Consider the following 19,682-nt stretch of genomic DNA (forward strand, 5'->3'; position numbering starts at 1 on the left):
CTTCCCAATGTTGATGATGATCAAAAAAGATCTCTTTTAGAATATTTCTGTCCATAAATAAAAAATACCACAGCCCTAATGACTGCGGTAGACCTTAAATTTTTATACTTTCTTATCTTTTAAAAAAGGACAAGTTTTTCACTTGTCCTTGCAGCACACAGTATGATGAAAGATTTCATTGTAGATACCAGTTGCTTCCTCAAGAAAAAGGAACTAAAAGGACTCATAATTTGTGTGAAATGGCTCAAACTTATAAGACCCCTTCCTATAAAAAGTGCTAAATGGTGTAAAAAAACGCTCTTTTTTGCAAAGAGCGTTTTATATCAAAATTCATCCCGGTGAATTCAGATCAGATTTCTTTATAGCAACATTTTATTTTTTATCCAAAACCTGAAACATCCTCCAGATAATGCAGTACCCGAGTTAAAAACTTCCCATTTAGTTTATTTCTTTTTATTGAAGAAGGTTAAAATTCTATGAGACCTAAGCTTATTTGTAATGCTTCGTCCACTTTTTCCATCATCTCGTCATCAAGATGGGTAATCTTATCGGTTAATCGTTGTTTGTCAATCGTTCGAATTTGTTCCAACAGGATTACAGAATCTCTCTCAAACCCATATCGCTTCGCATCAATTTCAACATGTGTAGGCAGCTTTGCTTTTTGAATTTGTGCGGTAATTGCTGCAATAATGACTGTGGGACTAAAACGATTCCCGATGTCGTTCTGAATGACAAGGACTGGACGGACACCACCTTGTTCTGAGCCAACAACTGGGGAAAGGTCTGCAAAATAAACGTCTCCACGTTTAACAATCAAAGGATTATCCCCCGCTTACTAAACGTTCAACTGTGTGTTCTGCCTCATATTCTGCTTGAAAGCTTTCCGAAGCAATAGATAAATTGATTTTCGCCATTTCCATGTAACCACGTCTCATGGACTCACGAATTTGTCTCTTTTTCCGTTCGCGCAAATACATTTTTGTCGCCTGATAAATAAACTCACTTCTGTTAACATTTTCTTGTTTCACATAGCCATCCAATTCAGTTAAAAGATGCTGCGGTAACTTTACCAAGATTTCTGTTGTTGCGCTGGACTCAGACACAAACATACACCTCCACCATCACTACACACCATTTTTTGTACTGTACTACCTTGTCCGTGAGGTTTCCAGTTTTCTCTAAAAGCTCTAAATGAGAAAGTTGTTTCATTCTATCTATACCATATTTTATAATACCATCAATCCACCTAGATGCAAAGGCAATTCATGAATTCTTCTGTATTATCGACCAAAAAAAGCAATTTTTATGCATAAATCATGATAATTCATCAGCAAAAGGCATGTTAATGAAGAATAGCATTCTTCATATCGACCTGTTTGCCATCCTGTATATACACCCTAGGCACCCGATTAGTGATCATGCAGGGAATTTCATAATTAATCGTTTCTAGTTTTTCTGCAATCTCATCGATGGATATCATCTCCCCTTGGTTTACCCCAATTAATGTAACAATGGTTCCAACTGGTAACTCAAAGGGAAGCTTTATCATACATTGATCCATGCATATTCTGCCCACTATTGGCACTCTCATACCTTCAATGAGCACTTCCTGTCCTTGAAGTTTTCGTAACCACCCATCTGCGTATCCAATCGGAAGGGTGCCAATCCATTCTTCCCCCTTCGCTTCATACGTAGCACCGTAGCTGACCTTCTCACCAGGTAAAAGCTTCTTCACATGAACAAGCTTTGTCCACAACGAAAAAGCCGGCTTAAGCTGAAAAGGTAGCTCTTCCTTAATTTCTGGAGAAGGGGTTAAGCCGTACATTGCAATCCCAAAGCGAATACCCTTCAAATAAGGAGCGATGTTTCGCAGCGCTGCTGCACTATTGCTAACATGAAGCATCTTCGGTCTTGTTTGAAAGGCATTGACTAATTCCTCAAACCGTTGCAGTTGCAGCTTGAAATAATGTAAATCTGGGCTATCGGCCGTCGCAAAGTGGGTGAATACACCTTCTAGCTCCATTCTCTTATCATCCATAATAAGTGTCTCAATCGTTTGTACAGTTGGACATTCTCGAACGCCAATTCGACCCATTCCTGTATCCAATTTAAGATGAAGCTTAATTGTTACATCTTGAGCCAATTGAGCTTGTGCCTCTCTAACCCATTCTTCTTGAAAAAAAGTCAACGTAATATTGTTCTTTCCAGCGATATTAATATATTCAGCTCTTGTGGCGCCTAATACTAAAATCGGATCATTGATTCCTTTTTTTCTTAGTGCTAAAGCTTCATCAAGAAAGGCTACCGCTAAATAGGATGCACCACCCTCAATCGCCGCCTTTGCAATTTGGACATCCCCATGTCCATAGCCATTTGCTTTAACAACCGCCATTAACGCAACATCCTTTGGGAGCAAGGACTTCATTTGTCGCACGTTTTCTTTTATGCAATCTAAATCGATTTCTGCCCATGTATCCCGATAAAATTGATTGTGTTCCTCCACCTGTTCCACTTCCTTCGATTCTCCGTACATGCTATAAGACAAATTATTAAACTGAAAGGACAGAATGTCAAATAAGAAAAGCAATGGACCTTAAAAACGTAAACAAGAAGGAACATTCCTGCAAAACTTCCTTTTTCTTGCCGTAGTAGTGTTCGTTTAAGGAAAAAATGCTGCTCATTTTCAAAATCGACAAGGAGACATTTTCCATATCCTAGCTTATTAAAGTGGAAATGAAAAAGGCCCTTCATCACGGAAGAGCCTTTTCTTGAGAAGATTCTATTATTTCACCATGTCTCCCTGAACTTCAACAGACCGGGCAAGCATTAACATTTCTTCTTCTGATAAATCTTTAGATGCTAATGTATAATCCACACCCTGATAAGTCCAAGTTAATGAATTAGAGGACAATGCTCCAATTGTGAAACCGAGATCAACCGGTTCCCCACTTACCGTCGTAGCAGCCATTGTTGTTGGGACCACTGTTGCTTTTTCTTGAATGAGTGTAAAAGATTTTTCCCCATCATATGTTAAAATAACTCTTTTTCCATTCTCCGTATCCATTGGCTTTTCTTCAATAAGCGATACATCTGGAATTTCCGCAGTTGGATATTTAACAGTGAATTCCTTATCACCAAGGTCTGCCATTACTGGTACTTCTAATTGAGCACCTGTCATGTTTTTCGCCATGTCAAAGTCTTTTTTCTCAAAGGTTGCATTGAAATCAGCATTAGAAAACTCAACTGTGACGAGAGCATTTCGATCAGAGTCCATCACTTTTACGGATACTGGCGTTAAATCCTTTTTATTAAGCGTGATTTCCTGTAATGGGAGCATCTTATTATTTTGATAGCGTGTTTTTGTTTCAAATACATAATGCTCCTTAGTTGAAGTAAACTTCGCTTCCTTGTCCTCAATTATATCCTCAACCAGTGATTCATATAAATAAGCTTGACTACTGTTTTCAGGCCAATCACTTTGGAAACGGAAGCTCTTATTTAACGCTGGCGTCAATACAAAGACTCCATCATCATTGCGAAGAATCATTTGACTTTGATCCTTTTGAGCATTTTTCAAATCCACGCGATAGTAGGTAGGTTCCTTATGCCAAATTTCCACATCATAACTTTGAGGCTCAGTCCCCATCTGCAAAGTCATTTGCGCCTTAACTTTGTACCCTTTTAGTTGTTGAAGCTTTCCATTCAAATCCTTCACAACATCCTCCTGTGATTTTGTTCCACAGGCAGACAATACTAGCATTGCCATCAGCCCAGCGAGAAGCAGTACAACCCATTTCTTCATCCTTTCAACCCCTTTGTCTCATTTAAGCGTAGTTAGCTTCAGTGTTTGGAGAGAAAAAGACAGGCATTAGACATTGTAATGTTCTCGCCTACTTGTCTCCCCTATCGCACTATGAATATATGAGACAACCTTCGGGAATATGACGAGCCTTATGCGATGCTTATTAATTTTTTTCAATAACAACCTGTGCAACCACGTATTCTTCACTATGTGTGATAGATAAATGAACCCCTTCATCAAAAGGTTTTCGTATCATTGGTCTACCATTACCATCAGCAGTAACCTCTATATCAAGAAATGATAAATTTTTACCGATTCCTGTACCAACAGCTTTTGCAAAAGCTTCTTTTGCAGCAAATCTCCCTGCTAAAAACTCAATTTTCCGTTTCCCTTTAAGAGCCTCAAATCGTTCTCTTTCGAATGGCGTCAAAATTCGCTCGGAAAACCGCGGTTGTCTTTCAATTATTTTTCCTATTCTGCTTAATTCCACAATGTCAATTCCAATTCCAGTAATCATCAACATCTTCCTTCTCATTTTTATAACTGGACAAACATATGATGCTTATATAAAACTTTTGTTGAAAAGGAGGTCTACAGCGAGCTTCCTTCTCAGATAACGTATATAATGAACATGTATGTAAACGGGAATGATCAAACTATTTCCTAAAACTAAGGAGGTTTTATTTTGTTTGTCCGAACGGAAAGCTTCAAGGAGTTTATCCGCTACTATCCTGTCGTTTCTGTTATTATTTTCTTACACATTATGATTTACGTGCTCACCTCAATACCGGCTATCTTCCCATCAGCTTCGATCTTCGAAAGCTTAATGGGCGTTAATCTTTATATTGTTCAAGGAGAATATTGGCGACTCGTGACACCTATTTTTGTCCACAGCGGCATTGCTCATATGCTTTTTAACAGCTTTTCACTTGTTTTGTTCGGCCCTGGACTAGAAAGAATCCTCGGAAAAGCTCGTTTCATCCTTCTATATTTAGCAACAGGAGTGTTAGCCAATGTTGCCACGCTCATCTTGAAGCCCCTTACCTATACCCATGTCGGTTCAAGCGGCTCCATCTTCGGCTTATTTGGCATCTACCTTGCTATCGTCTTCTTAAGAAAGGAATTAATGTCACGCGAGAATTCTCAAGTAATTTTAACCATTGCGATCATTGGAGTCATTATGACCTTTCTCCAACCGAATATCAACATTACTGCCCATATTTTCGGTTTACTAACAGGCTTTATTTTAGGAGCCATTCAAATTGGTAGAGGCAGAGCATTGACAGAATCAATTCGAAATATTTCATTTCGGCGTTCCAGTTACTCTGCAGGCAGACGACAATTCAATGTAAAGCATCTAATTTGGATCGCTCTCACTTTACTTGCACTGCTCGGTTTGTTAGGAGGATTCTAGAAAAAAAGCGCCTGTTTATCCGGCGCTTTTTCCATCTCTTGAATACCAATGATAAATCGCTAACACATCTTCTTCCTCTAAGTCAACAACACTACCCCCAGCTCCAGAAAGTCCGGACATGACTGTGGCATTGATAGTAGCCAAGTCACTTTTTCGCTGAAAATAACTTTCCTTCATTGATAATGATTGTATTTTGTTTCTTTGCATAAGAACTGTATTCTTCACAATTGAACGATAAGACAGCTTTAATTGATTTCCTTCCTTGTGCCAGCCAGCGTCCCGATAACATAAGTATCCCCATAATGCCAAAAACGGAAGGAGCACAAGCGTTAATAATCCCCATAGTTGAAAAAAATAAAGACAGATAGGGACTACTGGAATCAATATGAGCGTTCCTCTGATGATATACCTTTTTAACGCCCTTCTTGGTGCTGGTGCTATTTCATTTGAGACAATATAGCCTGGAATATTCTCTTCAATGATGTCACGGATGCTCGCTTTTTTAATAAATGGAAGAATATTAGCTGAAGAACCTTCCGTATCTCCTACTGAACCGCCAGCACTTTCAATATAAACACTTGCATAGCCTAATGGCTGTCTAAGCCAATTTTCACTAATCCTGATCCCTTGGATGCGGTTAAGGGGAATGGTCAGCTGTCGCTTTTCTAACAGCCCTCTAGTTACAATTAAATCATTGTCCACCTTTTTTAATATGAAATTCCCATATTTAAGGATCATTCCTACAACAGCCACGATCCATGCGAAAACAAAACCAAGAAAAACAAGAATACTTACAAAAACAACACCGCTTGAAATAATCTCCTCTATCTCATGAAAAACCGTTTCATACGGAATAATCTCCTCGAACTGGAAGATAAATGCAAAAACAGCAGAAATCACTACCCCTACGCCACCTGATGTAGAAGCGAGCAACAGCAATTCCTTCATCGTAATTCTATATAAGATTTCCTCCTCTAGCTCAGGCGCATCTTCTGCTTCAAGGCTTAAATCTGTTCGTCCATTTGCTCGACTTTTTTGAAGAATATCTTGAATTTCATTTGCTTCGCTCTTTGTAATCGCCGTTAATACTGCCTCAGCCTCTAAACCGTTTGATCCGGCTGTTTCCACTTTAACTTTTACGAGACCGAACGGGCGATGCAGGAGCCCTTCTGAAAAATCCAAACTCTGAATGCGCTCGAAAGGAATGTATCTTTTTTTGCGCACAAATAGACCATACTCAATGCGCAGCTCATTTTCCTCAATTCTATATGTATAACGAAGCCAGCTAATGATTCCTGAAGCAATAATGATCAACAAGACCACCCCCACTCCAATGAGCGGAAGCCATCCCATACCTGAGCCTCTACTTCCAAAAACACCAATAAGTAGAAAAGGAATAATTAATTCTTTAAACATTTTAAGAACATTCAGCATTGCCGTTATCGGGTGCAGTCGTTTCGGCTCAAACATCCTCATCAGCCACCCTTGCCAGTTTAGAAATAAACACTCTTAATTCCTCTGCCTCATCAAGCTCTAATGCAGGGATTTCATGAACGGTTGCAGCGGTTGAAACCGTAACTGTCGCTAAATTATATTTTCTTAAGAGTGGTCCTTGCACAGTATCTACGTGCTGAACACGAATCATTGGTACCAATGTTCTTCGAGTAATGAGAATTCCCTGTTGCAGTTCAATTTCCTGTTCTCTTACTTCATAACGCCAACGGCGCCATCTTAACGTTGGCAATAAGAAGATCATTAAATATACAAAAATAATGAGTACAAGTGCAGCAACTGCGATAATCCATATTGGCCAATCAAAAATGAGGGTTAAACCCGTCGTGCCACCACATAGCAAAAGCATAAAGATGCTGTAGATCGCTCCTGTTATCCGCCAAACAGGTAACGCCCGTTCAGAAATTCGTTTTTGTGGCTCTAATAACATACATTATCCTCCTAAAACATAAATGCCTATACCCAGTTGTACTTAACAAGATGGCATTTTTAATGTAACACAAAAATATGATCATAATCTTTATACGAAGGAAGCAGGAATTTAGTTTCAGTTTTGTAGTGTTCTACCAGCTTGTCTAGAGATCATTGTACCATAGGCTTTTATTCATAGGCATTGTTTCAATTTAAATAAAGGAAAATAGCCAGTCTTTCTTGCCCTCGTCCTCCAATTCGAACAGGCCAGTTGTTAATTTTGAATAAAAACGATTGGACATAAAAAACTCCCCCTTAGGCAAAACAGATTTTTATTTTAATCTGTCAACCTAAGGAGGAGCTTATCGATTTAATTCGCTATTTCATGACTTTTGCCACAGCTTCGCCCGACTTACTTATAACTGTTTGATCTAGATTTATTATTGCTGCTTTGCCGTCTTCCACCTTGACCCTGACCTTGGCCTTGTCTTGGCTTGTAATTGCCACGCTTACGGTCACGCGAGTCAAACTTCCCTCTTCTATCGTTGTTTGGACGCTTATCTCTTCTTGATGGAAGCGGTTTTTCTTCCGTTAGCTTAACAGGTGTTGTATCCGGCTCTTTTGTTAACATTTTTAACACAGCTGCTACTACAGTAGTAGCATCCTGCTGCTCTAACAATTCCTCAGCAGCATGCTTGTAAAATTGAAGATTATTAGAATCGATCGATTGCAGAATTTTCTCCAATACAGCTTTTTGCTGTCCTTCTAAAGCCTCATCCAATGTTGGCGGCTTCATCTTATCCATTTTTCTCTTCGTCGTTCTTTCCACAACAGCTAGATAAGACTTTTCGCGCGGAGTGATGAACGTCATCGCCACGCCTTCTTTACCAGCACGACCTGTACGTCCAATGCGGTGAACATAGCTTTCAGGATCTTGTGGAATATCAAAATTATAAACGTGAGTAACACCGGAAATATCCAATCCACGTGCTGCTACATCAGTGGCAACGAGCACATCAATTGAACCTTCCTTAAACTTTCGCAAAACAGATAGACGCTTCGCCTGACTCAAGTCTCCATGGATTCCTTCAGCCATATATCCACGTAAGTTAAGTGCCTCTGATAATTCATCAACACGTCTTTTTGTCCGTCCAAATACAATCGCAAGCTCAGGTGTTTGAATATCCAAAAGCCTCGTTAAAATATCAAATTTGCTCTTTTCTTGTACTTCTAAATAATATTGTTCAATTAATGGCACTGTTACCTCTTTCGTCTTTACGCGAACTACTTGAGGGTCCTTCATAAACTTCTCAGCCATTCTTTGAATTGGCGCAGGCATCGTTGCAGAGAACAACAGCGTTTGGCGCTCTTCAGGTGTTTTTGAAAGGATCGCTTCAATATCTTCAATGAAGCCCATATTTAACATCTCATCAGCTTCGTCTAGAACAACTGTATGAATGTTTTCTAAGCGGATGGTTTTTCGATTAATATGGTCAAGAATACGTCCTGGTGTTCCTACAATAATATGTGGGTGATTTTTCAACGCTCTAATTTGGCGATTAATATCCTGACCCCCATAGATCGCAAGAACTCGCGCTCTTTTTCCATAGCCAATTTTATAAAGCTCTTCAGATACTTGAACAGCCAATTCACGAGTTGGAGCAATAACAATTCCTTGAATCACATTAGAATCCTTATCAATCTTATCAATCAAAGGAATTCCAAATGCTGCTGTTTTTCCTGTACCAGTTTGTGCTTGCCCGATCAAATCTTTATTTTCTAAACTTAATGGAATGGTTTCTGCCTGTACTGGAGTTGCCTCCTCAAACCCCATTCTTTTTAATGATCTCATCGTTGCCGGGCTAATACCTAAATCTTCAAACTTCGTCAATGTTTTTCATTCTCCTTCTTCTTTAGAAAACTGCTTAGCGCCTTCAAACTATTCTAACATCCTTCACGATAATTAGAAAAAATCAACCAGTCATCCAACTAATCGAGAGAAGCTAGGGACTTACGATGGGATGACAAGCCCTTCCCTTCTGTGGAGAATCTACATTTCACATAAATTTCCCCTTATCTCTCATAAATATCTATCCGAGATTCCAACCTGTTATCTAAATTCATTTAGAAACCAAAATGGAGCTAACAGTTTTCTTTATTTTAAAATTTAATTTTCGAATCAATTTCATCCTGTAAGCAAATGAAAAAGCGAGCTTTATATGATTATATCCAGTGGCACCAATCAATAATCCACCAAATTTTTTCATTCGCCGCCTTAAAAAATTGACCCCTTTTAAAAATTACATCCCGCTCTTATCTTTCACCAATAGAAAAAAACTTATTTCAGTATTCTCCATCAAATTTGTTCATAATCCCCCTATAAAAATTGAAATAGCAGATCTTCATTACGGGGTTTATTCAACATAACCATCTTTACAGTGGAGGCTTTGTTATATGCCGGTGTTGATTTTTGGCTCATTTTCCCCAGCTTTATAGCATAATGAAAGGCGTGCGAAACCAAGGTTTCACAAGAGATGTGCCATAAATCGTTTAATCAACAATCTGATTTAACAAAGCGAAAGTGAAAAAAAGACATTCTCCAAGTGGAGTATGTCCGAAATGAAATTCTCGATGACACTTTGAATCAATTTTAACACTTTAAAGAATTGAATGCAATGAAAGGAGAGGAAATAGAACACTAATATTTTATATTTCCCTTGTAAATAGTAGGAACTAATATGATTTGTTGGCGTCTTGAAGAAAATCAACAATTTCACAAAAGAGCTTATCCCGTTCGCTACAATGACAGATAAGATGCTTTGACTCTTTTAGGAAAATCAGCTTCTTTTCAGGAGTTGCAATGTTTTCATATAAATAATGTGCACTTCTAGGCGGGACGACGCCATCACTCTCCCCTTGAGCAATCAAAGTCGGGATGGTCACCCGATTGATCAAAGGTTTGATTGTAGCGACAAGCTTTCTAAATTGGAGGGTAGCGGCAATAGGCGTTTCCTTTAATTTTCTAGAATACCTAATGAATAGCTCATTCTCCTTTAAGCGCCCCTTTAATGTATCCTTTACCATTTCAGATACATCCACAAGCAATTGCTTTGGATTTACATAATAGGCAGCTGCACTAAGTAGAATTAATTTCTCAATAGGATAATGAACCGCTAAATAACTGGCAATTAAGCCTCCCATTGAAAAGCCTATTACATATACCTTATCACAGATTTTCAAGAGATTTTGCAGTTCTCGCTCCGCATGCTCAATCCATTGGTTATAACTTATCCCTTTAAGAGCTAGATGCTCACCATGTCCCGGTAAAGTCGGGACGACGATATGCCAATCCGTATTTTTTCTAATATGTGTAGCGAGAGGCTCTACCTCAGTAGGATCGCCCGTGAATCCGTGTATACATAAGCAGCCGATCAAGGAAAACACCACCTCATGATTAGAGTATCAATGGGGATCTACCTATATTCTACACCTTATTCAACAGTTGATACTAGTGATACACTTTTAAAGTGGATTTTAACTTTGAAACTTGCCTGTCAGCTCCATATTCAAGTGACTTAATTGTTCCGCCATAACAGCAATTTGATGAGATGACGCCGCTATTTCATCAAACGTCTTCTTAAATTCACGAATAAATCCGCTGAGATGATGAAGCCTACCGTCATTCGCAGTTACATTCTTAACTGAATCTTCCAGCATTTGAACAAGACTTCGATTTGTCTCGCGAAAGAGACTAGCTTCTTCAATCATTTGCAGAAAGCTGGTGTCAAACTTAACGATCGTTTCTTGAACAGTACCGATTTGCCCTTGGATATGATCCAATGCTTGCTCCGTCTCACTCGCCAGTTTCCTCACCTCTTGAGCAACGATCGAAAAACCTTTCCCATGCTCTCCTGCTCTCGCTGCCTCAATCGCTGCATTTAAAGATAAAATATTCGTTTGATTCGATATTCCTCGAATCGTCTTCACAATCTGGCCAATATTTTTCTGACTGTCACTCATTTCTTCGGTCAGTACTTTTGTCTTTTCTATCAAATCCACAACATTATCCATCTTCATTAAAGCTTCTGAAATGTCTTCTCTCCCTTTGTCCACAGTAGAAATAGTCATCTTAGACGATCTATTTATGCTTTCGATCTCCAGCAGCAGTTCATTTACCACTTCTTCTTTGTTAGCTATCGCTGATGTCGTTTCCTCCGCTGTGGTCGCCAAAGTTGCCGACGAGTCGTTCAATCGGTTTTGAAGTTCCTTTATCTCATTTAATTTCATCATCGATGACGTATATGCTTCAATATATGTTTGAATCCCTATTTGCATATCAAAGGAACAGAGTCTTTGAAAGGATAGATAATATTTCATCACCTCTTCCCATGAAGAGCATTCTTTTGTTAACAACAGCAGCATTTCATTTTGGATAAGGGTATAGGCGCCAATATACCATTCTGGAAACAGTCCAATATGATTATGAACCTTTCCTATTATTTTGCGGCGGCGGACATACTCCTCCCCAATTTGACCAGAGACCATGTCCAGCAAGTATTGCACTAAGGTTATTTTCAATTTTTCTATCGTTGAATGTTTATTAATAATCGCCATTAAATTTGGCATTTCCTGAAGCTTTCCGTAAAATGCTTCAACGATTAATGGCGCATACTTTTCTAAAATTGGCTTTAACTCAGCAAGATTTTTAATGTCATCATCACTAAGACCAACAAATTCAATTTGCCCGCCGACAGATTGCCCTTTTAACTTACTCAAACCTTGAGAAAACGTCGAAAATAACGGCTCTGTTGTTTCCTCTGCATAGGGCTTTCCTTTACCAAATAGTCGAATTGCTCCCTCCTGCCCTCCTAATATACGTTTGAATGGACATCCACCCATGTTCTTCCTCCTTACCATTCATAGAACTTTAGACCTACATGAAGCCAGTATATAGGAACAAACACGCCAGTTCACGATTACATCTTACAATATTATGACTATTATTTAGAGAATCTAAATAAAAAGGGACATTGCATCCATTTAAGAACTGCTTACAGAGCTTTTGTTCAATAAGAAAAGCGCAAAAAAGCAAGTGTCGAAAACCGAGCGGTTTGTCTTCACTTGCTTGTTCTGCTTTGGATCAGCTGTGCCAGCCTTCTCCACACTAGCTCTGCCAAAAATTATTGTTTTTGTAGTTTCTGTACGATCTCTTCCAGCTTCATGCCACGGGAGCCTTTTACTAAAATTAACGTTTGAGCATTTATTACTTTTTTTAACTCTTGCAGCAAAAGCTCCTTATCTAAGAAAGAAAGGGCTCGATTCCCAGGAAAGTGTTCTCTCGCTCCCTTTGCAATATACTCACCCAATTTTCCGTAGGTAAACAGATAATCAATTTGGCTAGCATCAATTTCTTGTCCAACACTATAATGAAATGATGTTTCTTCCGGTCCTAATTCAAGCATGTCACCGAGAACAAGAATTTTTTGTTCATATCCTGATAAGCTTGTCACCAATTCGATCGCCGCTTTCATAGAAGTCGGACTTGCATTGTAAGCATCATTAATTATTTTTTCCCCACTGCCGCCTTCTACAAGCTCCATTCGCATATTCGTGACCTTTAATGTTGAAAAAGCATCATTCATCTTTTCATAAGGAATACCGAAGTAATGGGCTACGAGCATAGCAGCTAATGCATTAAGAATATTATGTGTACCTAAAACCGGAAGTTCAAATTCATATGGCAAACCATTGACTTTGAAATAACTGCCCGTATCTGTCTGTTTAATATCCAATGGATACAAAGTATTGTAATCAAAGCGCCCAAATGTACTTTGTTTCGCATCCCCTTCAAAACTCTTCAACCTTTCAAACAGTAACGGCTCATCACCATGATAAACAATCAGACCATTTTCCATTAACCCTTTGACAATTTCTAGCTTGGCATCAGCAATTCTTTCCCGCGAACCTAAATCCTGAAGATGCGCTTCCCCAATGTTTGTAATGATCACAGCGGAAGGTCGTGCTAATTTCGTTAAAAACTCGATTTCACCAACACTGCTCATTCCCATTTCGAGAACAGCAATTTCCGTATCGGCTTCCAAACCAAGGATCGTTAACGGCAATCCAATATGATTGTTAAAATTCCCTTCTGTTTTTTGCACCTTATACTGCAATCCTAAAAGGGACGCTGCAATATCTTTCGTCGTTGTTTTGCCGTTACTACCGGTAATACCTACTACTTTTACATCCAGCTCTGAACGGTACTGGCGCGCCAGCTCTTGCAAAGCCTCGAGAGTGTTCTCGACAACCATTACCGGCAAATGAAAAGGTGGATTCGGTACGTCCTTCTGCCATAATGCTGCCGCCGCTCCTTTTTCTATCGCCTCTTCTACATAGCGGTGCCCATCAACCTGTTCACCTTTAAAAGGGACGAATAAATTTCCCTTTTCAATTTTTCTTGAATCAATCGTAACTCCGCTAATTTCAATATTAGCAAATTGTTCAAGAGCGTGATCTACCTGGATCATTTTGGCTATTTGTTTCATCGTTTTCTTGATCACCAAAGCAACCTCCAATAAGAAAAGCGCAAGCGCATCGCTACACAAACATGAAAGAGTCCGTCCGTTTGATCTTCCCGATAAACCGCCATCTACAAATGCGATCTTTACTAGAGGCTAATGTTTGCTTTGCGGATAGCAGCCTGCGCTAGACCATTCTCAAATTCTCATATTTATTTGTTGTAAAGAATTATAAAACATAAAAAAATATTACCTTAAAACTTAGAAGGAATATTTAATTTTTTGTTTTTCCTCATACCTTTCAAGCCCAAGCTCAACAAGACGTTCAATAAGCTCTGGATAGTCTACACCGGTATGCTTCCATAGTAGTGGAAACATACTAAAAGGAGTGAATCCAGGCATTGTATTTACTTCGTTAATGTACGCCTGCCCATCTTTCGTAAGGAAGAAATCCGCTCTTACCAAGCCAGAACAATCAAGAGCTTTAAACGCTCGCAAAGCCAGTTCCTGAAGGGTCGCATATTCACTTTCCGTAATTTCTGCTGGAATGATTAAAGCAGTATTGCCATCCTCATACTTTGCCTTATAATCATAAAATTCAACCTTTGGAATAATTTCGCCTGCAACCGAACATTGTGGTTTATCATTCCCTAAAACACCAAGCTCTATTTCTCTCGCCTCGATCCCTTGTTCAATAATGATCTTTCGATCGAACTGGAAAGCTTCCTCGAACGCCCCTGCCAGTTCTTCACGATTTGAACATTTACTGATCCCGACACTCGAACCTAGATTGGCTGGCTTCACAAAACAAGGATAGCCTAGCTCCTCTTCAACCACCCCATATGCTTTTTCCCGATTCTGTTCCCATTCACTGCGGATAAACCACACATAATTCACTTGTGGGAGTCCTGCTTGTGCAAAGATGTTCTTCATAATAACCTTATCCATTCCTGCTGAAGAAGCTAAAACACCGTTACCTACATACGGGAGATTTAAGAGCTCCAACAAACCTTGAACCGTTCCATCTTCTCCATTTGGTCCGTGCAGCAGTGGGAAAATAACATCAAATGAGCCTTCGCTTTGCTCAGCTTGAAAAAGCGTTGGTGCCAAAGCCGTTGGGGGTAGAGCTTCTCCGTGGGAAAATTGAAGTGAGGCCACACTCTCAACTTTTCCATTTAATAATGGTCCCTTAACCCACTCTCCATTCTCAGCAATATAGATAGGATGAATATCAAATTTATCATGGTCTAACGCATTTATAACTGCAAGTGCTGTTTGCAAGGAAACCTTATGCTCCGCTGATTTCCCGCCATACAATAACCCTAATTTTCTTTTCATCAGACGTTCCTCCATTTTTCAGCCGAGCACTACAACTCTAGCTATTCTTAACTTATACCTTCTTTCAAACCTTTCTCTATTTTATCACTTAATCAAAAAAGGACGAGGGTAAGAAGCAATATTTTTAAGTATTTTTTATCTTCATTCTCATATGTATGAAAGTAAATGCTTGCTTTACACCTATTATACAACCAATTTTGTTAAGGAAGCGAATAACAACGATAAGGAGGATTTTAAACAAAAGTAAATTATTTGAATAAATAGAATAATTTAATTTTACTGAAATAATTTTTCCCTCTTAACAGATAGAAAAAAAGAATGTATAATCAATCCATCATACAAAAACACCTGTTTTTCTTAGGAGGACATTATGAAAAAGATCGGATTACTTCCTCGCATTATTATTGCGATTGGACTCGGAATCATCATCGGTTATATCTCACCTGAATGGCTTATTAAAATATTTGCAACCTTTAACGGATTATTTGGGAATTTCCTCGGTTTTGCTATCCCATTAATAATAATTGGTTTCATTGCGCCTGGGATCGGTACGATGGGACGCGGGGCTGGAAAACTTCTAGGGGTAACAGCAGGACTTGCTTATGGTTCGACAATTATTGCCGGACTTGTAGCGTTTCTTGCTGCCAGTATACTCTACCCTGCTCTATTGAAAAATCAAAGCTTTGCCTCATTTGCAAATCCGGAAGAAGCTTTATTATCAGGTTATTTTCAAGTTGATATGCCGCCAATCATGGGAGTGATGACAGCTTTACTATTAGCCTTTACTTTAGGACTTGGCATGGCAGCATTAAAGAATAATGCTTTGCTTCACGTCATGAATGACTTTCGGGCCATTGTTGAAAAATTAATTGAAAAAGTGATTATCCCATTGCTTCCCATTCACATTTTCGGGATATTCTCCAATATGACCTTTGGCGGTCAGGTTGGCGACATCATGAGTGTATTTGCTAAAGTGTTCGTCATGATAATTGCACTCCATATTCTCTATTTGGTGCTGCAATATTCCATAGCAGGCACGGTCTCAAAGCGAAACCCTTTTCGCTTATTAAAAGATATGACACCAGCCTATTTTACAGCGCTTGGAACACAATCTTCTGCATCTACGATTCCAGTCACTTTAATGCACACCAAAAAGATAGGAGCACGTACAAAAACGGCGGATTTTTCAGTACCATTACTAGCTACGATTCACCTATCCGGTAGTACAATTACTCTTGTCAGCTGTGCGATTGCCGTGATGATGCTACAGGGGCAAACCATCACTTTCACTGCGATCCTTCCATTTATTTTAATGCTGGGCGTCACAATGATTGCTGCCCCAGGTGTACCTGGAGGTGCGGTGATGGCAGCACTTGGATTATTAGAAACAATGCTAAGCTTCGATTCCACGATGCTATCGCTGATGATCGCTTTATACTTGGCACAAGACAGCTTCGGAACTGCTTGTAACGTCACTGGTGATGGAGCTCTCACAGTCATTGCCGATAAAATATCTGGACAGGACGCTCCGCCAGAGCAAACCGAAATAGCTAGTTAAATAACTGTAGAAACATACTCTAAATGTTTTGCTCAAAAACGCAGGCATAAACGAGAATGATTGATCCTTTTCATCATACTCGTTTTCAAAGCCTGCGTTTTTTATTTGCTAACAACGACTTATGACTCATTCGAGTGAAACGAAGGTTTCACTCGCCTTTTAGTTATGTTGAAAGGGGAGAAAAGGGAATCAAAATCAACATCTACATATAACAAATCTATAGATACGGTCAAAATTCTTGAGAATAATGTTACATAAATATATAATAAAATAAGATTATGTTACATTAGATCAAAGCTATAGATGAGGTAAAAATAGGAATTCTCCACTTAACATACCAAAATTACTCGAAAGCCTGTTCTTCCCATAATGATTAGTGCCGACATCAAAAGCACAGAGTTGACTGTTCTTCGTGTTCGCGATGTTTGACAGATGAAGCATTGTTTGGCGGCTTCCTTTGTCTACTACTTTCGAAATCCCTCTCATCTGCTTTATTTAAACAGTCCGTGAAGCAGGCTTGACTACTTATATAAGACATAAAAAACAGCTTATTCTATTTTGAGGCAGAATAATAAATAAGACTGCGAAGCATTCTGGAATAGAAGAGGCTGTCAGTACGACTGTTAAAACAAGCTTTGATTATCGAAGAAGAACTCTCCCTCATTCATACAACCGTATTCGAGTAACGCTTTGATTAACGAAAAACATTCTATCCGGTGATGTTAAATACAAGCCATTAATGTTCTTCTTTAGTCAAGCAAACGCCCTATCCACATCGATCTTTTTAGAAAGAGAGCTGATTTTATGACAGTAACAGATTCTTTTATTCTTCTAGCAGCCACATTTTTGATAATTGGGGTATTAACAACAAAGTTCTCATCCCGCCTTGGCGTCCCCTCCCTCGTTCTCTTTATTATGGTTGGGATTATTATGGGCAGCGATGTTTTAGGAATTATTTATTTTGATAATGCACAGCTCGCCCAAACGATCGGGATATTAGCCCTCATTATCATCCTCTTTGAGGGTGGGATTCAAACAAGCTGGAAATCTGTTAAAAGTGTTATCGTTCCTTCCTTATCCCTCGCAACATTAGGGGTATTGCTTACATCAGGAGTAGTGGCTGTTGCTGCTAAATTCATTTTAGACATTGGCTGGTTAGAATCGATCCTCTTTGGCGCGATCGTCGGTTCAACCGATGCTGCTGCGGTGTTCGCTGTACTAAAAGGGCAAAATATAAAGCCGAAAATTGCTGCCACTCTAGAGGCAGAATCCGGTTCCAACGATCCGATGGCCGTATTACTAACGATTTCTGCCATTGAACTCATTTTAAATCCAACCGCAAGTATAATTAATATGATCGGCCTCTTTTTAGTGCAAATCATCGTTGGTCTGCTTCTCGGTTTACTTTTTGGAAAATTGGCTGTTTATGCCTTGAACCGAATTAATCTTGATTCAAGTGGGCTTTATCCGGTATTCGCCATTTCTTTTGCCCTGCTCACATATGGGATTACTGCATTTCTAAATGGAAGTGGACTACTTGCCGTTTACATTGCTGCCATCATCATCGGAAACGCGGAAACAATTGCGTACAAACACTCTATTTTTCGTTTTTCAGAGGGATTTGCTTGGATGATGCAAATCTTAATGTTTGTAATCTTAGGATTACTCGTTTTTCCATCACATCTTTTCACATGGGATATCCTCTCTAAAGGCTTAACAATGTCCCTTATTCTCATGCTGATTGCACGTCCGATCGCTGTATATCTTTCTACGTTAAAGATGGGATTCTCTCGAAACGAAATTATATTCCTTTCTTGGGCGGGGTTAAAAGGTGCGGTCCCAATTGTGCTCGCAACGTATCCACTCTTAGCAGAAGTTGAAGGAAGCAACCTCATCTTTAATGTCGTATTCTTCGTCGTGCTAACAAGCTGTCTTGTTCATGGATCGACCATTACGTTATTGGCCAATAAGCTTGGGCTGACTGGACCGAAAAAAACAACTCCGATGCATACATTGGAGCTAGTTTCACTCGGAAAAGCAGATGCCGAAATGTTAGAATATGAAATTGAAGACGATGCTGATGTGGTAGGTAAGACACTCATTGATATTCCTTTCCCAGAAGGAGCATTGGTCAATGCGATAATTCGTAATGAACAGCTTGTTACACCTACCGGGAACACCGTTATTGAAGCTGGAGATTTTCTCTACGTGTTAACTTCAAGAAAAAACACAAGTAAAATCAAAAAGTTATTAGAAAAGAAAAGCACAGCAAAAGTAGTTGATGACGCAGAAGTGATGTAAAATAACAAAAGCACAGTGCGCCTTCGAAGTAATGAAAGCTCGAAGGTGGCCTGCAGCAAGCTTCCTTCATGTCACCTAAGCACAGACAAAGAACGACGACTCTTGACTAAAGGCAGAAAAATCCCACAACCCCAATGCGATTTTTACTCAAATCCGCATTGGTTGTGGGATTTTAATAGTGAAAATTTCCATGACCTTCCTAAAACAAATGCTTCTCCTCTTTATGAGCGAGATCCCCTTCAAGGAGCAGCGTTCGCTTTCCATCCTTTATTGTGATAGTGGTTAAGCTGGTTCCTTCAATAAAAGGTGGCTCCCACACAAATTCCAAAGAACGACCCTTCAAAATCGTCTGGAGAACCTTAATAACAACCCCGTGGGTAACAACTAAGACATTTCCATTCTGATGTGTTTTTTCAAGATCCTTAAGAATAGAATCCACTCTCTGCTTTACATCAACAAAGCTTTCTCCAGTTCCCTTAAAAAGGTGAGGCTTCTCTTCATATAGAAAGTGCAAGTCTGGTTCAGTTTGTTTTATTTCCCCAGTCGTCCGCCCTTCCCATTCACCTAAATGAATTTCCATTAATCTTTCATCTGTTTTCAAAGGTAAAGCCCGATTGCCCATAATGAGCTTTGCTGTTTCTACAGCTCGCTTGCTTGGACTTGCATAGACCATGTCAAAGTCTGTGTTCTTCAGCCTTTCTCCTAACAGTTTTGCATCTCTGACACCGTTTGCTGTTAAATTGGAATTCAGCCGTCCCTGCAGTCTTTTTTCCACATTCCATTCCGTCTCCCCATGCCTTGTTACAAATAGCTTCAGCAACTGTCTCC

The 19,682-nt window shown here is 39.4% G+C and carries 16 protein-coding genes; 3 read left to right on the plus strand and 13 right to left on the minus strand.

Annotated features, from left to right (window positions below):
- Nucleotides 1-466 precede the first annotated feature (466 nt).
- The 5 genes from ndoA to acpS form a co-directional block, all read right to left on the minus strand.
- Entirely contained in the window at nt 467-817 is a 351-nt protein-coding gene (gene ndoA, locus PZE06_RS10220; protein WP_019156408.1) for a type II toxin-antitoxin system endoribonuclease NdoA, read from the minus strand.
- 4 nt (nt 818-821) lie between these two features.
- The gene (locus PZE06_RS10225) at nt 822-1,103 is read right to left on the minus strand and encodes a CopG family ribbon-helix-helix protein (RefSeq protein WP_095311795.1); all 282 of its coding nucleotides are present in this window, start codon (nt 1,101-1,103) and stop codon (nt 822-824) included.
- Nucleotides 1,104-1,342: 239 nt separating this feature from the next.
- Nucleotides 1,343-2,503, minus strand: a complete 1,161-nt coding sequence (alr, locus tag PZE06_RS10230; RefSeq protein ID WP_483314060.1) for an alanine racemase — start codon at nt 2,501-2,503, stop codon at nt 1,343-1,345.
- 279 nt (nt 2,504-2,782) lie between these two features.
- On the minus strand, nt 2,783-3,802 hold the full coding sequence (locus PZE06_RS10235) for a LolA family protein (protein ID WP_150915663.1): 1,020 nt from the start codon (nt 3,800-3,802) through the stop codon (nt 2,783-2,785).
- 163 nt (nt 3,803-3,965) lie between these two features.
- Nucleotides 3,966-4,319 carry a holo-ACP synthase gene (gene acpS / locus PZE06_RS10240; protein WP_150915662.1) on the minus strand — a complete coding sequence of 118 codons (354 nt, stop codon included), beginning with the start codon at nt 4,317-4,319 and terminating at the stop codon, nt 3,966-3,968.
- Between the two features lie 168 nt (nt 4,320-4,487).
- On the opposite strand from acpS, the gene PZE06_RS10245 reads away from it, so the two are divergent.
- Nucleotides 4,488-5,216: a rhomboid family intramembrane serine protease gene (locus PZE06_RS10245; protein WP_150915661.1), complete on the plus strand. Its 729-nt coding sequence runs from the start codon at nt 4,488-4,490 to the stop codon at nt 5,214-5,216.
- 15 nt (nt 5,217-5,231) lie between these two features.
- On the opposite strand, the gene PZE06_RS10250 is transcribed toward PZE06_RS10245, so the two are convergent.
- The 7 genes from PZE06_RS10250 to PZE06_RS10280 all read right to left on the minus strand — a co-directional run bounded on the left by PZE06_RS10250 (nt 5,232) and on the right by PZE06_RS10280 (nt 14,995).
- Nucleotides 5,232-6,686 carry a PH domain-containing protein gene (locus PZE06_RS10250; protein ID WP_150915660.1) on the minus strand — a complete coding sequence of 485 codons (1,455 nt, stop codon included), beginning with the start codon at nt 6,684-6,686 and terminating at the stop codon, nt 5,232-5,234.
- Entirely contained in the window at nt 6,679-7,158 is a 480-nt protein-coding gene (locus tag PZE06_RS10255) for a PH domain-containing protein (RefSeq protein ID WP_150915659.1), read from the minus strand. Before PZE06_RS10255 ends, PZE06_RS10250 begins: the two co-directional genes overlap by 8 nt.
- 393 nt (nt 7,159-7,551) lie before the next feature.
- Nucleotides 7,552-9,030, minus strand: coding sequence for a degradosome RNA helicase CshA (cshA, locus tag PZE06_RS10260; protein WP_150915658.1), 1,479 nt, complete (start codon nt 9,028-9,030; stop codon nt 7,552-7,554).
- Nucleotides 9,031-9,872: 842 nt separating this feature from the next.
- Nucleotides 9,873-10,574 (minus strand): alpha/beta hydrolase, encoded by a 702-nt coding sequence (locus PZE06_RS10265; RefSeq protein ID WP_150915657.1) that lies wholly within the window; start codon nt 10,572-10,574, stop codon nt 9,873-9,875.
- Between the two features lie 99 nt (nt 10,575-10,673).
- Entirely contained in the window at nt 10,674-12,038 is a 1,365-nt protein-coding gene (locus PZE06_RS10270) for a globin-coupled sensor protein (RefSeq protein ID WP_150915656.1), read from the minus strand.
- Between the two features lie 281 nt (nt 12,039-12,319).
- Nucleotides 12,320-13,699 (minus strand): UDP-N-acetylmuramoyl-tripeptide--D-alanyl-D-alanine ligase, encoded by a 1,380-nt coding sequence (locus PZE06_RS10275; protein WP_150915655.1) that lies wholly within the window; start codon nt 13,697-13,699, stop codon nt 12,320-12,322.
- A 219-nt stretch (nt 13,700-13,918) separates the two neighbouring features.
- Nucleotides 13,919-14,995 (minus strand): D-alanine--D-alanine ligase, encoded by a 1,077-nt coding sequence (locus PZE06_RS10280; RefSeq protein WP_150915654.1) that lies wholly within the window; start codon nt 14,993-14,995, stop codon nt 13,919-13,921.
- 370 nt (nt 14,996-15,365) lie between these two features.
- Here PZE06_RS10280 and PZE06_RS10285 point away from each other — a divergent pair, with 370 nt between their 5' ends.
- Both PZE06_RS10285 and PZE06_RS10290 read left to right on the plus strand, forming a co-directional pair.
- Nucleotides 15,366-16,553, plus strand: a complete 1,188-nt coding sequence (locus PZE06_RS10285) for a dicarboxylate/amino acid:cation symporter (protein WP_150915653.1) — start codon at nt 15,366-15,368, stop codon at nt 16,551-16,553.
- A gap of 804 nt (nt 16,554-17,357) precedes the next feature.
- The gene (locus PZE06_RS10290) at nt 17,358-18,854 is read left to right on the plus strand and encodes a potassium/proton antiporter (protein WP_150915652.1); all 1,497 of its coding nucleotides are present in this window, start codon (nt 17,358-17,360) and stop codon (nt 18,852-18,854) included.
- Between the two features lie 199 nt (nt 18,855-19,053).
- Here PZE06_RS10290 and PZE06_RS10295 read toward each other — a convergent pair whose 3' ends face one another.
- Entirely contained in the window at nt 19,054-19,674 is a 621-nt protein-coding gene (locus PZE06_RS10295) for a histidine phosphatase family protein (RefSeq protein ID WP_150915651.1), read from the minus strand.
- Nucleotides 19,675-19,682 lie beyond the last annotated feature (8 nt).

This window comes from Robertmurraya sp. DFI.2.37 (genome assembly GCF_029211245.1).
Classification (GTDB): Bacteria; Bacillota; Bacilli; order Bacillales; family Cytobacillaceae; genus Robertmurraya; species Robertmurraya methanolica_A.